This window comes from Deefgea sp. CFH1-16, from assembly GCF_016881365.1.
Taxonomy (GTDB): Bacteria; Pseudomonadota; Gammaproteobacteria; order Burkholderiales; family Chitinibacteraceae; genus Deefgea.
Window position 1 is genome coordinate 2,973,632 of sequence record NZ_WLYT01000001.1, and the last position, 13,556, is coordinate 2,987,187.

Below are 13,556 nucleotides of genomic sequence, written 5' to 3' on the forward strand. Positions count from 1 at the left end.
TGTTTTTTATTGCAGCAAGAGGTAAATGATGATTGCAGATCTAAAGAAAACCACCGAAGCCAAAATGCAAAAAACGGCTGAAAAACTACGCACGGACCTCGCTAAGGTACGTACTGGGCGTGCTCATACGGGCTTGCTAGATCATGTACAAGTGGATTACTGGGGTAGTATGGTGCCAGTGAGTCAGGTTGCGAATGTGACACTGATTGATTCACGCACGATTGGTGTACAGCCTTGGGAAAAGCCGATGGTGGCTAAGGTTGAAAAGGCCATTCGTGATTGTGATTTGGGCTTGAATCCGGCTTCGCAAGGTGACTTGATTCGTGTGCCGATGCCGATGCTAACTGAAGAGCGCCGCAAAGATTTAATTAAAGTGGTTCGCAATGAAACCGAAGAAGCTCGGGTTGCAATGCGCAATGTTCGTCGCGATGCCAATGATCAAATGAAGCGTGCGCTTAAAGATAAAGAAATTTCGGAAGATGAAGAGCGCCGTGGTCAAGATGAAGTGCAAAAGCTGACTGACAAATATATCGCTGAGCTTGATAAGCAGCTTGCAGATAAAGAAAAAGAACTTTTGACGGTATAAAAGTCGATTTGATTAGGCGGTAAGAAACGTGGCTTTATTCTCTCGCGAACGCGAAGAACCCAATGTTTTAGCGGGTAAAATTCCTCAACATATTGCGGTCATTATGGATGGTAACGGACGCTGGGCTAAACAGCGTCTGATGCCTCGAGTGTTTGGCCATAAGAAAGGGGTCGATTCTTTACGCGAAGTGATTAGCACTTGCAAAGAATTGGGCGTGCAATGCCTGACTGTTTTTGCTTTTTCAAGTGAAAACTGGCGTCGTCCTGAGGAAGAAGTCACGTTTTTGATGGGTCTGTTTTTGCAAGTTTTGCAAACTGAAATTGAGCGGATGTTTCGCAACAATATTCAATTAAAGATCATTGGTAATCGCAGTCATTTTTCAGCTGAATTATTACAAATGATTGAAAATGCAGAGGCAAAAACGGCAGTCAATGATGGTCTGGTGCTGACGATTGCTGCCGATTACGGTGGGCACTGGGATGTACTGCAAGCCACGCATCGTTTGCTGGCCGATTATCCTGAGCGTGCTTGCGAGTTTGGCGAAGAAGACCTGAAGCCTTACCTTGCAATGGCCTACGCGCCCGATCCTGATCTATTTATCCGAACTGGCGGTGAGCAAAGAATTAGTAATTTCTTGCTATGGCAATTGGCCTACACCGAACTTTATTTTACTGATTTGCCTTGGCCTGACTTTGGTCGTGAGCCTTTGCTGGATGCTATTGCATGGTACCAAGGGCGAGAGCGACGTTTTGGCCGTATCAGTGAACAACTTGATGTATCAAAATAAATAATTATATATGCTGAAAACCCGTGTTTTAACTACGTTACTGTTGTTGCCGCTGGTTTTAGCAGCGCTGTTTTTATTGCCGCCAATGGCTTGGACTTTGTTTTGTGCCCTGCTAATGGGGTTGGCCGCATGGGAATGGAAGAGCCTAGTCGGTATGCATGGCCGTTTTTCTACGTGCTACCCCTGGTTAACTGCGGTTTTGTTTTTGCTGTGCTCTCGATTTGCGCCAATTTATTTTATCTATGGCTTATTATTGGCGTCGCTCATTTTTTGGCTGTTTTTGGTACCATTCTGGCTCAAATTTAAATGGCCTTTAAACTCAGTTGGCAATTTAAATGCCTTTAGTGGTTGGGCGTTATTGATTCCTGCTGGGCTTTCCATGATCGTATTGCGTGGCAATGGGTGGCCATTGTTGTGTGTTATGGCCATTGCTTGGGTCGCCGACTCATTCGCGTATTTTTCAGGCAAGAAGTTTGGCAAGAAAAAAATTAGCGCCAAATATTAGCCCTGGTAAAAGTTGGGAAGGGGTATATGGTGGAGCACTTGCTGTTGTATGCTATTCCCTGTTAATACCCAAGCCATTTTTGTTGCTGCCAAGTATTGTTGTTTTACAAAGTCAAACAGCACAAATGTTTGTCTGGGCTATTTTTGCGCTGGTACTCACCGCAGCAAGCGTGATGGGTGATTTACTTGAGTCATTGTTAAAGCGACAGCGCGGCATCAAAGACAGTAGTCATTTATTGCCAGGACATGGCGGCATCTTGGATCGTGTTGACAGTTTATTGGCCATCTTACCCATCTCTGCGGCGATTTACCTACTCCACCTTATGCCCTTGTAACAAAGCGATCGGATAACCATGCAGCAACAAATTGTAACTATTCTCGGTGCGACTGGCAGTATCGGTAGCAGCACATTGGACGTGATCGGGCGTCATCCTGAGCGTTATCGCATTTTTGCGCTGAGCGCAGCAACGCAAATTGATAAGTTACTTGCTGCCTGTGAAGTGCACCGGCCGCTACATGCTGTGGTACTTGATGAACAAAGTGCTGAACGGCTGAAAAAAGGTTTGCTTGCTCGTGGTTTAAGTACTGAGGTGAGTTATGGTGCTGAGGCGTTGGTGCAAGTCTCAACCGCGCCAGAGGTATCGACGGTAATGGCAGCGATTGTGGGTGCTGCCGGGATGTCGGCGACGTTAGCCGCGGCGCAAGCAGGTAAGCGAGTCTTGCTGGCCAATAAAGAAACCTTGGTTTTGGCCGGTCAGTTATTTATGGATGCCGTGGCACGTTCAGGCAGCGTGCTCTTGCCGATTGATAGCGAACACAATGCGATTTTTCAATCCCTGCCCACTTTCTATCGCGAGAATCCTTACGCCTATACACTGGCAGACGCAGGGATTGAAAAAATTCTACTGACTGCATCAGGTGGCCCTTTTCGAACTCGCGAGCTCGATACCTTTTCGCAAATTACAGCCGCTGAGGCGGTCAAACACCCAAATTGGTCAATGGGGCGAAAAATTTCGGTTGATTCGGCCAGTATGATGAATAAAGGTCTCGAAGTCATTGAAGCGCGTTGGTTATTTAATGCGCCAGCAGAGCAAATCGAGGTTGTGGTTCATCCACAAAGCGTGGTTCATTCGATGGTGCAATACCGCGATGGATCCGTGATGGCCCAATTGGGTTCACCCGATATGCGCACGCCCATTGCATATGGTTTGGCTTATCCAGAGCGTATTGCTGCCGGCGTGAAAGCTTTAGATTTATTTTCAGTAGGTCGGCTGGACTTTTCTGCGCCGGATTTTGCGCGTTTTCCATGTTTAAATTTGGCTTATGAAGCACTTAAAGCCGGAGGCGCTGCGCCAGCAGTACTTAATGCTGCGAATGAGGTTGCGGTAGCCGCATTTTTAGAATCGACGATTTTGTTTACTCAAATCCCGCAAGTCATTGAAAAAACACTCAGTCAATTGTCGTTGCAGCCAGCCGGTAATATTGAAGAGTTGCTCGATGTTGATGCTCAGTCGCGGTGTGTGTTGCGCAAGAATTCATCTTGCAAATAGGCCGTACATGCTAACGCTATTTGCATTTATTGTTGCGATTGGACTGCTGGTATTCATTCACGAGTTCGGTCATTACTGGGTTGCAAGGCGATGCGGGGTAGGGGTATTGACCTTCTCGATTGGTTTTGGTCGACCTATTTATCAGTGGCAACGCGGTCAAACAACTTGGCAAATTGCGCTAATTCCTTTGGGTGGCTACGTCAAAATGCTCGACGAATCCGAGGGTGAGGTTGCGCCTGCATTGCGACAATTTGCGTTTAATACCCAGCATCCGGCAAAAAAAATGGCGATCGCATTGGCTGGTCCCTTGGCCAATTTGCTATTGGCGTCGTTCATTTATGCTGGGTTGTATGCTTACGGAGTTGTGACGTTAAAACCACTGGTGGCAACGGTTGCGATGGACAGTATTGCGGCCAAGGCCGGTTTGCGCGCTGGCGATGTATTGCAGCGGGTTAACGGTGATGCAGTACAAAGTTGGGATCAGGCGCAGGTGAGTATTTTTGGTGCAGCCAGTCAAAAAGAGCTTAAGCTTGAGGTGGCTACGCCACAGGGCGAACGAGCATTTACTTTAGATTTAAGCTCATTAAGTAGTGAAGACTTCGATCAGCATATTTTAAGTCGTCTGGGACTGTCGCCCTATGCAACGACCAATCAAATTGCCTATGTGCAAGAAAAAGGTGCGGCGGCACGTGCTGGACTTCAGGTGGGAGATGTGGTGCTAACGCTCAATCAGCAGCCATTGACCTCATGGTTGGAATTTCAGCGCTATATTGCTCAAAATCCAAGCCAGCCTTTTGAATTAAAAATTCGACGCGGCGCACAAACACAGACTTTAACGATCTCGCCAGATGTTATTGATCAAGATGGCAAAAAAAAATAGGCCGTATCGGCGTGAGCCCAGCCAATGACAAGGTTTTGTATGAAAGCATGCAGCAAACCATTCGTTTGTCCCCGGCGCAAGCGATGCTGGGCGGGATTGAAAAAACCTATGATCTATCGGTTTTAACGGTGAAGATGTTTGGTAAAATGCTGGTTGGCGCTATTTCTCCCAAACAAATTAGCGGTCCATTGGGGATCGCTGAATTTGCTGGTCAGAGTGCCGCAATGGGCTGGGTGGCTTATCTGCAATGTTTGGCTTTGATCAGTGTCAGCTTGGGGGTTCTCAATTTGATGCCAGTACCGATTTTGGATGGCGGCCATTTGCTGTATCATGGCTACGAATGGCTAACTGGACGTACCATCCAGGCTTGGCTGACTGTGGTCTTGCAAAAAATTGGCATTTTTTTATTGCTCATGTTAATGGCGCTGGCGTTATTTAATGACGCTCAACGCTTCTTGTTTGGCTTAGGCTAATCTCTAACCTGTTGACGAATCGACCGATGAAATTTAAACCTATGTATGCGCTGGTCGCAGCGGCGTTTGCCAGCATCAGCCTTGCTGCTCAAGCTTTTAACCCTATCACTGTTCAGGATATTCGAGTCGAAGGGTTGCAAAGAACCGACCCAGGGACGGTTTTTAATTATCTCACTGTCAAAGTGGGTGATAAATTTGATGAAGCCCAAGCCAGTGAAGCAATTCGCGCCTTGTTCGCGACAGGTTTTTTTGATGACGTTCGTATCGAGGTCGATAAAAACGTGATCGTCATTACGGTTGAAGAGCGGCCAACAGTGGCGCAAATCAATGTCAATGGCGCCAAATTATTAGAAAAAGATCAAGTTAAAGCTGCATTTAAAGGACAAAACTTAGCCGAAGGACGCATCTTTCAGCAAGAGGTCTTGGACGCTGCGGTTAACGAATTAAAACAACAGTATTACGCCCGTGGTCGGTATTCGGTCGATGTGAAAGCGACAGTGACTAAGTTGGACCGTAATCGCGTTGGGGTACAAGTTGACATCTCTGAAGGGGATGTCGCTAAAATTAAATCAATTAATTTTGTTGGTAATAAAGTTTACTCGCAGGATGATTTAATTAGCCAAATGTCACTCACTACGCCAACTTGGATGACTTGGTATACCAAAACCGATCAATATTCAAAACCAAAATTTGGTGCTGATTTAGAGGCGATTAAGTCGCTTTATTTAGATAATGGCTATTTAAATTTTGCGATTGAATCGACGCAAGTGGCTTTATCAGAAGATAAAGCCGATGTGTTTTTAACTATTAATTTACGCGAAGGCGATTTATACCATACTGGTGATATTAGCTTTGCGGGTAATTTTGATTTGCCAGAAGCAGAGTTAAAAGCCTTGGTTGCAGCTGAACCTGGCGAAGTTTTTTCTCGTGATTCGATTAATAAAACCACCGCAGCCATCTCTGATCGTCTGGGTAAAGAAGGACACGCCTTCCCGAATGTAAATGCAGTGCCAACGATTGATGAGGCGAAAAAAACCGTCGCGTTTACTTTCTTTGTTGATCCAGGCAAAAAGACATCAGTTCGACGTATTAATATTTATGGTAATAATTTAACTAAAGACGAAGTATTACGCCGTGAAGTGCGCCAAATGGAATCGGCTGAATATAATTTAGCGGATATCAAGCGTACCAAAGAGCGTTTGCAGCAGCTAGATTTCTTTAGTGAAGTCAATATTGATACGCCTGTCGTTCCAGAAAGTTCTGACTTAGTGGATATGAACATCAATGTAGTTGAGAAAAAAACCGGCAATTTAAATTTTGGTGTTGGTTATGGGCAGGGTGAAGGTGCTTTATTCCAAGCCTCGATTTCGCAGGCCAATTTTTTGGGTACTGGGAAACGATTCTCTGCCGAAGTAAATACCAGTCAAGCATCTAAAGTTTTAGCTTTTGGGATGAATAATCCATATGCTACATCTGATGGTGTGTCTTTTGGCTGGACTGCTTATTTGCGCGATACTGATCCAGGTGTAATGGATTTAGGGCAGTATCAAACGCAATCAAAAGGGGTCGGTTTTAATTTTGGCATGCCAACCACTGAATATAATTCAATTGGTTTGGGTATCAATGCTGAGATCATGGATTTCAAAGTATCAGAGCTGTCCCCTGATTATGTACTTGATTACATTGAAGAATATGGGAAAAGTGCTGCGATCTATTCTTTAAATGCCAATTGGGCAACAGATTCTCGTGATTCTGCAGTATTTCCAACTAAAGGCTTTTTTGTTTAAAACTTCTGCAGAACTAGGGATTCCGCCGCGGTCAGATATTAATTATTATAAATTAAATTTGCAGAGTCAATATTTCTACTACTCTCTACCTACTAAAAAACCATTTACATTTTTGTGGAATATGGAAATCGGTTATGGTGGGTCTTATGGTGGATCGAATGAATATCCATTCTATAAAAACTTTTATGCTGGTGGTGTAAACTCAGTTCGTGGTTATAAATCAGGTAGCTTAGGACCGATTGATAATACTGATAACAGCATGGGTGGTTCGACTCGATTTGTGAATAATTTTGAAGTCTTTGCACCAGTACCTGGTATGAAAGACGATAAATCAATGCGCTTAAGTGCGTTTTATGATGCTGGTAATGTTTGGGGCTATGATCAAGATATTAATTTTGGCTCTATTCAGCATTCAGTCGGCGTTGGCTTTACCTGGATATCGCCGATTGGTCCATTGAAATTAATTTATGCACATCCAATTAATCCATCAGCGACAGCAAAAACTGAATCTATTCAGTTTCAAATTGGTCAGCTATTTTAAAAGAGATGAGAACAATGAAGTTGATAAAACTATGGCCGATATTTTTTATTTTCGCTGTGGCGAATGTTTTTGCGGATACCAAAATTGGCTTTGTTGATACACAGCGAATTTTGCGCGAAGCTTCGCCAGCAGTTCGTGCAGCGAAAAAACTGGAAAAAGAGTTTGAGCCACGGCGTGCTGAAATGCAAAGAGTCTCAACCCAAGGCAAGTTGTTGCAGCAGGTCTTGGATAAAAAACAATATATCGGAAAGTGATCGTCGAATTAAAGAGCGTGAATTAATTAAATTGAATCAAGACTTTCAGCGTATGCAGCGTGAAATCAATGAAGATTTAAATGCTCGCCGTAATGAAGAATTAGCGGGTTTACAAGAGCGAGTTAATTTGGCAATTCGTACGGTTGCAGAGGGTGAAAAACTAGATCTAGTGGTTCAAGATGCTGTTTATCGTAATCCAAAGATAGATGTTACTGATAAAGTCTTGAAACTATTGGTAGATAAATAATCGTGATTGAAACAATAAAATTATATAAATTATCGGCATTAATTAACGCTTTTGGTGGTGAGTTACGCGGAGAGGATATTGAGATCTCCGCGGTTTCATCTTTAGATTCTGCAGTTGCAGGTTGTTTGTCATTTTGTTTGGGAAGTAAATTTCTAAATCAGGCGAAAGCATGTCAGGCTTCTGCTTTGGCGTTAAGACAATTTGAGCCTGAATTACAATGCTCACAAATCATCATTAAAGACCCGCAGTTGTTTATTGCGCGGGTATTGTCTTTATTGCATCCAGCCCCTAAAGCACAAGGGAGGATTCACCACTCAGCGATTGTTGCTGATGATGCGGTTGTTGATCCAACCGCAGAGATTGGCCCTTTGGTGGTCATTGAGTCGGGGGCGGTCATTGGTGCAAATACCTTGATTCAAGCCGGTACGGTCATCGGCCAAAATGTAAAAATTGGCGCCCATTGCTTATTTCACGCCCGTGTGGTGGTCTATGCCGATACTGAAATTGCCGATTATGTTGAAATCCATAGTGGTGCAGTGATTGGTTCGGACGGTTTTGGTAATGCTTGGGCCGGTCAGCGCTGGAAAAAATCCCACAAATTGGCCGAGTGCAGATTGGCTCACATGTTGAAATCGGCGCCAATACCACGATTGACCGTGGGGCTTTAGATAACACTGTGATTGCCGATGGCGTGCGTTTGGATAATCAAATTCAAGTCGCGCATAATGTAAAAATTGGCGCGCATACTGCAATTGCAGCATGTACTGGTATTGCTGGATCAACCACCATTGGCGCCAATTGCTTGATTGGCGGCGGTGTTTTGATTGCCGGCCATATTGAAATTGCGGATCGGATTACTTTATTGGCTGGAAATGGCGTGCCGTCTTCATTAACTGAGGCGGGCGTTTATGCTAGCGGTGTACCGGTGATGCCTTATGCATCATGGGCAAGAAATGTATTGCAGTTTAGGCGTTTAGATGAAATGACTAAGCGTTTAAAAAAAATCGAGAAACAATGCTTAGCTAAAGATTCTGAGCAGTAAGGAGAAACAAATGGAACCTATTGATATTGTCGGCATTATGAAACATTTGCCACATCGCTATCCCTTTTTATTGGTAGATCGTGTTCTGGAACTTGAAAAAGGAAAGTCTGTTGTTGCATTAAAAAATGTATCAATGAATGAGCCTTTTTTTCAAGGACATTTCCCTAAATATCCAGTAATGCCAGGTGTGTTAATTTTAGAAGCATTGGCACAAGCTGCAGGTATTTTGACATTCAAAAGTATTGAACCTGCGCCATCAGAAGATACCATTTTATTTTATGCCGGTATTGATAACGCGCGTTTTAAACGTCAAGTTGTGCCGGGTGATCAATTGATTTTAAAAGCTGAGATTGTGGCAAGTAAACGTGGCATTTGGAAGTATGTTGCCAAAGCTTATGTTGGCGATGAACTCGCTTGTGAAGCTGATTTAATGTGCGCTCAGCGCGAAGTTACACCTAATAATTAAGAAATATATGCCAAGAATTCATCCTACTGCGCTGGTCGATTCAAATGCTGTACTGGCAGATGATGTGACTATTGGTCCATATTCTATTATTGGGCCAAATGTTAAATTATCTGCAGGTACCGTTGTTGAAGCGCATTGCGTGATTGAAGGTCACACCCAGATTGGTGAAAACAATCTATTTCATTCTTTTTGTTCTGTTGGCTGTGTGCCACAAGATAAAAAATATAATGGTGAGTCGACCCAATTAACGATCGGGGATCGAAATACATTTTTTCAAAATGTGACGATTTCAGTGGGTACAGCGCAAGATCGTGGGCACACTATTGTTGGCAATGATAATTGGATCATGGCCTATGCGCATATTGCGCATGATTGCATTGTTGGCAATAACGTGATTTTAGCCAACAATGCGACATTGGCAGGGCATGTTTCAATTGGCGACTTTGTGATTTTAGGTGGGCTCACGGCGGTTCATCAATTTTGTGTGTTATTGGCGATCATGCTATGGCGGGTGGTGGTTCGATTATTGTGCAAGATTTACCACCATTTGTGATGTGTGAAGGTAATCGCGCTAGTGCTCGAAGTATCAATATTGAAGGTTTAAAACGCCGTGGTTTTAGCGCTGAAGCTATTTCTGCAGTTAAAAAAGCTTATAAAATTTTGTATCGAGATGGCGTTGCATATAATGATGCAATGGCACAAATTCGTGAAATGGCAAAGACAGAATCTGCTCTAGATTGCTTCGTTAATTTCTTTGATCAAGCCAAACGTGGGATTGTTCGTTAATACTTATGAACGATCAACTGTTTACCGCAGCGAAAGGGCCGCGTATTGCCATTGTTGCCGGAGAAGCTTCTGGTGATTTATTGGGCGCGGCCTTAATTAAAGCACTACTACTTCATTTTCCAACTGCTCAATTTTCCGGTGTTGCTGGCCCTAAAATGCTAGCTGCTGGCGCTAAAACCATTGAGCCTATGGAGACATTATCTGTTGGGGGTATTGTAGAGGTGTTGCGGCATTTGCCTAATTTGCTCAAATTAAGGCGGCGTTTAGTCCGTGCAATTAAAAAAGAAACACCTGATTTATTAATTACGATTGATGCCCCTGATTTTAATATTGGATTGGCGCGTAAAGTAAAACGAAGTGGTATTCCAACCGTTCATTATGTGAGTCCTTCGGTATGGGCTTGGCGTCCTGAGCGGATTAAAGCAATTGGCAAAGCGGTATCGCATATGTTACTTATTTTGCCATTTGAAAAATCAATTTATCAGCAAGCTAATATTCCCGCTACTTATGTAGGTCATCCTTTGGCAGATTTAATGCCTTTGATCGATGAGCAATCTAAAATGCGTGAAGTATTGAATGTTGGATCCGCAAAAAAAGTAATTGCAGTTTTGCCCGGTAGCCGTCAACGTGAAGTGAAAGTAATGGCGTCTATTTTTGTTAAAACCGCTTTACGATTGTCTGAAGTGCAATCGGATATGGTTTTTTTAGTGCCTTTTATTACTCGCGAAACCAGACAAATCTTTGAGAGTGAAATTTGGCTACAAAATGCGCAGGCACTGGATTGGCGTTTAATGTTTGGTCATTCACATGAAGCAATGATTGCATCTGATGCAATTTTATTGGCTTCTGGTACTGCGGCATTAGAAGCAATGCTCGCCAAAAAACCGGTTGTCGTTGCGTATAAAATTAGCCCGCTGACGTATAAAATGATCAAAAGAAAGTTCTTATTGCCCTATGTAAGTTTGCCTAATATTATTGCCGGTCGTTTTATTGTTCCTGAATTTTTACAAGATGAAGCGGTGCCAGAAAACTTGGCGCAAGCATTAAATAATTATTTGCTGGATAAAAACTTGTCGAGCGATTTAGCCGCAGTGTTTACTAGTCAGCATGAAACGTTGCAATGCGATGCAGCTGCGCGAGCAGCTGCGGCTGTGGCACAGCTGTTACCTAAAAGAGCGCAGCTATGCTGATCTGTGGCGTTGACGAGGCAGGGCGCGGCCCCCTCGTTGGATCGGTGTTTGCTGGCGCAGTGATTTTGCCCAGCAACCATACGATTGAAGGGTTGACTGACTCCAAAAAGCTATCAGAAAAACAACGTGATCGTTTAGCTGTATGCATTAAAGAGCAGGCGATTGCTTGGGCTGTAGCCAGTGCTACTGCCGCTGAGGTCGATGAGATTAATATTTTGCAAGCGACTATGCTCGCGATGCAGCGCGCAGTTGGCGCTTTATCGATTACGCCATCTGAAGTTTTAGTTGATGGCAATAGAACGCCAGTATTGGCAATGCCGAGTAGGGCGATTATTAAGGGTGATGCCACTGAGGCATGTATTTCTGCCGCCTCAATCTTGGCCAAAGTCAGTCGTGATGCCGAAGCGTATGCCTTAGATTTACGCTATCCGCAGTATGGTTTTGCTCAGCACAAAGGCTATGGCACAGCACAGCATTTGGCGGCACTGGCTCAATTTGGCCCCATCCCAGAGCACCGCACCTCGTTTGCACCTGTTCGAGCTGCATACGCGCAACGTCAGCTATTTTTAAACGTTGTCGTGGTCTGCTGTAACTTCTATGATGTAATGTAGTAATTTTCTTTGCGTGATCGCTAACTAGGAAGCTGGCTTATGTTTGTCATTATTGGCTACATTTTTATGTGCGTCTGTATTTTAGGGGCATATGTCTGGCATGGTGGTCATTTGGCAGTGTTTTGGCAGCCGTCTGAAATTATTATTATTTTCGGTGGTGCAATTGGCGGCATGATTGCTGGTTCCAGCGCGAAAGGATTAAAATTATTCACCAAAGCTTTACCGACAATTTTTAAAGGCTCGCCTTTTAATAAAGCATTTTATATGGATTTATTTGCTTGCCTTTTTGAATTGCTGGCTAAAGTGCGCAAAGAAGGCTTGATGTCGATTGAAGGCGATGTGGAAGATCCGCACGCCAGTCCTATTTTTTCTAAATACCCCAAAATTGCGCATGACCATCATGTCACAGATTTTATTTGTGACTATTTGCGTTTAATGGTCGGTGGTAATTTAAATGCATTTGAAATCGAAAATCTGATGGATATCGAAATCGAAGCCCATCATAACGAAGCCCATGTGGCAGCAGGAATGATGGCCAAATTGGGCGATGGTTTACCGGCATTTGGTATTGTGGCTGCGGTTATGGGGGTGGTGCATGTGATGGGGTCTTTGCACTTACCGCCGTCTGAATTAGGTAAATTAATTGGTGCTGCGCTGGTTGGTACCTTTATGGGTATTTGGTTGGCCTATGGTTTTGTTGGGCCATTGGCGAATGTATTAGAAACTAAAATGGCCGAAGGGCATCAAGTCTTTCTCACTATTAAAGTGACGTTAATTGCCAGCCTAAATGGCTATGCACCGCAAGTTGCCGTTGAATTTGGGCGTAAGGCATTGGATTCAACCGAGCGGCCTTCGTTTAAAGAATTAGAAGAGTTTGTTAAAAACGCTAAATCTAAATAATGCAGTCCTTAAGGGTTGATAAATAATGAGCGATGACTCTCAGCGCCCCATTGTTGTAAAAAAAATTAAAAAAGGTGGCGGTGGCCATCATGGTGGCGCATGGAAAATTGCCTATGCCGACTTTGTAACGGCAATGATGGCATTTTTCTTATTAATGTGGCTGCTGGGCTCGGTATCTAAAGGGAATTTAAAAGGGATTTCGGATTATATTTTAACAACCCTTTAAAAGTCGCTAACGCCGGTGGTTCGGGATCCGGTGATGCTGATTCGCTGATTCAAGGCGGTGGTAATGACATTACCAAGCAAGCTGGGCAAGTCAATAAGGGGGCGCCCCCTGCGCAAACCGAGGCAGCAAAAGACAAAAAAAGATTGAATGAGTTAAAGCAAAAGTTTGAAGCTTTAATGGATGATAAAATAAAACAAAACACCAATTTAGGGCAGTACAAAAATCAAATTAAGCTCGATATGGTGGCAGAAGGATTACGGATTCAAATCGTGGATGAGCAAAATCGCCCAATGTTTAAATCCGGTAGTTCCGAATTAGAGGATTATGCGCATGGTGTTTTGCAAGAAATCGCGCAATTACTCAATGAAGTGCCTAATACCGTTTCATTAGCCGGTCATACCGACGGCACGCAATTTGCGGGTGGTGCGGCTGGATTTACCAATTGGGAATTGTCGTCAGAGCGCGCAAATTCTTCGCGTCGCGAGTTGATTATTGGTGGCTTAGATCCAGAAAAAGTATTGCGCGTGAATGGTTTTGGCGATGTGATTCCGCTCGATAAAGGCAATGTCTATAACCCGGTGAATCGTCGGATCAGTATTGTGGTTCTCAATCGGGATGCAGAAACGGATATTCGTCGTCAAGCGGGGCAAAGTGAAGATGCCGTTGAACCCGTAGCGTCGGCGCAGGAAGGTTTTGTTAATCCAATTAAAAAACCTGTGCAATAGC

At 43.9% G+C, this 13,556-nt stretch carries 19 protein-coding genes and 1 pseudogene; all 20 read left to right on the forward strand.

The window, feature by feature from the left end; all coding sequences use genetic code 11:
• Positions 1-28 precede the first annotated feature (28 nt).
• On the forward strand, positions 29-586 hold the full coding sequence (gene frr, locus GKO28_RS16285; protein ID WP_173534729.1) for a ribosome recycling factor: 558 nt from the start codon (positions 29-31) through the stop codon (positions 584-586).
• Between the two features lie 28 nt (positions 587-614).
• Positions 615-1,373 (forward strand): polyprenyl diphosphate synthase, encoded by a 759-nt coding sequence (uppS, locus tag GKO28_RS16290; RefSeq protein WP_182077077.1) that lies wholly within the window; start codon positions 615-617, stop codon positions 1,371-1,373.
• Positions 1,374-1,383: 10 nt separating this feature from the next.
• Positions 1,384-1,878: a phosphatidate cytidylyltransferase gene (locus GKO28_RS21870; protein ID WP_282099346.1), complete on the forward strand. Its 495-nt coding sequence runs from the start codon at positions 1,384-1,386 to the stop codon at positions 1,876-1,878.
• Positions 1,772-2,212 carry a phosphatidate cytidylyltransferase gene (locus GKO28_RS21875; RefSeq protein WP_282099347.1) on the forward strand — a complete coding sequence of 147 codons (441 nt, stop codon included), beginning with the start codon at positions 1,772-1,774 and terminating at the stop codon, positions 2,210-2,212. Before GKO28_RS21870 ends, GKO28_RS21875 begins: the two co-directional genes overlap by 107 nt.
• Before the next feature lie 18 nt (positions 2,213-2,230).
• Positions 2,231-3,427, forward strand: coding sequence for a 1-deoxy-D-xylulose-5-phosphate reductoisomerase (ispC, locus tag GKO28_RS16300; protein ID WP_182077078.1), 1,197 nt, complete (start codon positions 2,231-2,233; stop codon positions 3,425-3,427).
• A gap of 7 nt (positions 3,428-3,434) precedes the next feature.
• Complete coding sequence (gene rseP / locus GKO28_RS21880) at positions 3,435-4,307, forward strand: RIP metalloprotease RseP (protein ID WP_182077079.1); 873 nt, start codon at positions 3,435-3,437, stop codon at positions 4,305-4,307.
• A gap of 11 nt (positions 4,308-4,318) precedes the next feature.
• Complete coding sequence (locus GKO28_RS21885) at positions 4,319-4,780, forward strand: site-2 protease family protein (RefSeq protein WP_182077080.1); 462 nt, start codon at positions 4,319-4,321, stop codon at positions 4,778-4,780.
• Between the two features lie 26 nt (positions 4,781-4,806).
• Positions 4,807-6,567, forward strand: coding sequence for an outer membrane protein assembly factor BamA (bamA, locus tag GKO28_RS16315; protein WP_282099348.1), 1,761 nt, complete (start codon positions 4,807-4,809; stop codon positions 6,565-6,567).
• Entirely contained in the window at positions 6,560-7,108 is a 549-nt protein-coding gene (locus GKO28_RS21890) for a BamA/TamA family outer membrane protein (protein ID WP_282099349.1), read from the forward strand. Before bamA ends, GKO28_RS21890 begins: the two co-directional genes overlap by 8 nt.
• 14 nt (positions 7,109-7,122) lie before the next feature.
• Positions 7,123-7,362, forward strand: a complete 240-nt coding sequence (locus GKO28_RS23010) for an OmpH family outer membrane protein (RefSeq protein ID WP_374220739.1) — start codon at positions 7,123-7,125, stop codon at positions 7,360-7,362.
• The gene (locus GKO28_RS16320; protein WP_374220774.1) at positions 7,283-7,609 is read left to right on the forward strand and encodes an OmpH family outer membrane protein; all 327 of its coding nucleotides are present in this window, start codon (positions 7,283-7,285) and stop codon (positions 7,607-7,609) included. Before GKO28_RS23010 ends, GKO28_RS16320 begins: the two co-directional genes overlap by 80 nt.
• Positions 7,610-7,611: 2 nt before the next feature.
• Positions 7,612-8,277 carry an LpxD N-terminal domain-containing protein gene (locus tag GKO28_RS22425; RefSeq protein ID WP_182077081.1) on the forward strand — a complete coding sequence of 222 codons (666 nt, stop codon included), beginning with the start codon at positions 7,612-7,614 and terminating at the stop codon, positions 8,275-8,277.
• Positions 8,217-8,651, forward strand: a complete 435-nt coding sequence (locus tag GKO28_RS16330; protein ID WP_182077082.1) for a hypothetical protein — start codon at positions 8,217-8,219, stop codon at positions 8,649-8,651. Before GKO28_RS22425 ends, GKO28_RS16330 begins: the two co-directional genes overlap by 61 nt.
• A gap of 10 nt (positions 8,652-8,661) precedes the next feature.
• Complete coding sequence (gene fabZ / locus GKO28_RS16335; protein WP_173534346.1) at positions 8,662-9,117, forward strand: 3-hydroxyacyl-ACP dehydratase FabZ; 456 nt, start codon at positions 8,662-8,664, stop codon at positions 9,115-9,117.
• 7 nt (positions 9,118-9,124) lie between these two features.
• Positions 9,125-9,903, forward strand: a pseudogene (gene lpxA / locus GKO28_RS16340) (acyl-ACP--UDP-N-acetylglucosamine O-acyltransferase).
• 5 nt (positions 9,904-9,908) lie between these two features.
• Positions 9,909-11,093: a lipid-A-disaccharide synthase gene (lpxB, locus tag GKO28_RS16345; RefSeq protein WP_182077083.1), complete on the forward strand. Its 1,185-nt coding sequence runs from the start codon at positions 9,909-9,911 to the stop codon at positions 11,091-11,093.
• Positions 11,087-11,704 (forward strand): ribonuclease HII, encoded by a 618-nt coding sequence (rnhB, locus tag GKO28_RS16350; RefSeq protein ID WP_182077084.1) that lies wholly within the window; start codon positions 11,087-11,089, stop codon positions 11,702-11,704. Before lpxB ends, rnhB begins: the two co-directional genes overlap by 7 nt.
• A gap of 39 nt (positions 11,705-11,743) precedes the next feature.
• Positions 11,744-12,604: a flagellar motor stator protein MotA gene (gene motA, locus GKO28_RS16355; protein WP_173534342.1), complete on the forward strand. Its 861-nt coding sequence runs from the start codon at positions 11,744-11,746 to the stop codon at positions 12,602-12,604.
• A 25-nt stretch (positions 12,605-12,629) separates the two neighbouring features.
• Positions 12,630-12,830, forward strand: a complete 201-nt coding sequence (locus tag GKO28_RS20480; RefSeq protein ID WP_247646603.1) for a flagellar motor protein MotB — start codon at positions 12,630-12,632, stop codon at positions 12,828-12,830.
• Positions 12,831-13,006: 176 nt separating this feature from the next.
• Complete coding sequence (locus GKO28_RS16360) at positions 13,007-13,555, forward strand: OmpA family protein (RefSeq protein ID WP_282099350.1); 549 nt, start codon at positions 13,007-13,009, stop codon at positions 13,553-13,555.
• Position 13,556 lies beyond the last annotated feature (1 nt).

Bases quoted from the DNA above. Each gene is read 5' to 3' on its own strand.
- ispC (WP_182077078.1), top strand. From the start codon at position 2,231: ATGCAGCAACAAATTGTAACTATTCTCGGTGCGACTGGCAGTATCGGT.
- fabZ (WP_173534346.1), top strand. From the start codon at position 8,662: ATGGAACCTATTGATATTGTCGGCATTATGAAACATTTGCCACATCGC.
- GKO28_RS23010 (WP_374220739.1), top strand. From the start codon at position 7,123: ATGAAGTTGATAAAACTATGGCCGATATTTTTTATTTTCGCTGTGGCG.
- rseP (WP_182077079.1), top strand. From the start codon at position 3,435: ATGCTAACGCTATTTGCATTTATTGTTGCGATTGGACTGCTGGTATTC.
- GKO28_RS20480 (WP_247646603.1), top strand. From the start codon at position 12,630: ATGAGCGATGACTCTCAGCGCCCCATTGTTGTAAAAAAAATTAAAAAA.
- GKO28_RS21875 (WP_282099347.1), top strand. From the start codon at position 1,772: ATGGGTGGCCATTGTTGTGTGTTATGGCCATTGCTTGGGTCGCCGACT.
- motA (WP_173534342.1), top strand. From the start codon at position 11,744: ATGTTTGTCATTATTGGCTACATTTTTATGTGCGTCTGTATTTTAGGG.
- GKO28_RS16360 (WP_282099350.1), top strand. From the start codon at position 13,007: ATGGATGATAAAATAAAACAAAACACCAATTTAGGGCAGTACAAAAAT.
- rnhB (WP_182077084.1), top strand. From the start codon at position 11,087: ATGCTGATCTGTGGCGTTGACGAGGCAGGGCGCGGCCCCCTCGTTGGA.
- bamA (WP_282099348.1), top strand. From the start codon at position 4,807: ATGAAATTTAAACCTATGTATGCGCTGGTCGCAGCGGCGTTTGCCAGC.
- GKO28_RS21870 (WP_282099346.1), top strand. From the start codon at position 1,384: ATGCTGAAAACCCGTGTTTTAACTACGTTACTGTTGTTGCCGCTGGTT.
- frr (WP_173534729.1), top strand. From the start codon at position 29: ATGATTGCAGATCTAAAGAAAACCACCGAAGCCAAAATGCAAAAAACG.
- lpxB (WP_182077083.1), top strand. From the start codon at position 9,909: ATGAACGATCAACTGTTTACCGCAGCGAAAGGGCCGCGTATTGCCATT.